We start from the raw sequence: 328 nt of genomic DNA on the forward strand, positions 1-328 counted from the left end.
TTGCCAGCCCGCTCAGAGATGTGTATAAGAGACAGCGGTGATGTCGTCGAGCGTCCGGGTGTAGAGCCGCACCTCGGGGCCGTCGCGGTGGACCTGGACGCGGATGCCGTCGAGCTTCTCCTCCACGGCGCACGGCCCCAGCTTGTCGATGGCCTCGGTGACCGAGCGGGCGGTGTGGGCCAGCATCGGGAGGACCGGACGGCCGACGGTCAGCCGGAAGGCCCCGAGGGCGGCGGGTCCGTCGGCGAGCAGGGCGCGGGCGACGGCCTGGAGCGATCCGGCGAGCATGACGGCCCGGCGCACGTCGGCGGGCGCCGCTCCGGTGGCC

The 328-nt window shown here is 73.8% G+C and carries 1 pseudogene; it reads right to left on the reverse strand.

The window, feature by feature from the left end:
• Positions 1-328 (reverse strand): annotated as a pseudogene (locus IH13_RS0127930) (ATP-dependent DNA ligase); the annotation flags it as partial.

The sequence above is a fragment of the Streptomyces sp. NRRL WC-3549 genome, assembly GCF_000721935.1.
Lineage (GTDB): Bacteria > Actinomycetota > Actinomycetes > Streptomycetales > Streptomycetaceae > Streptomyces.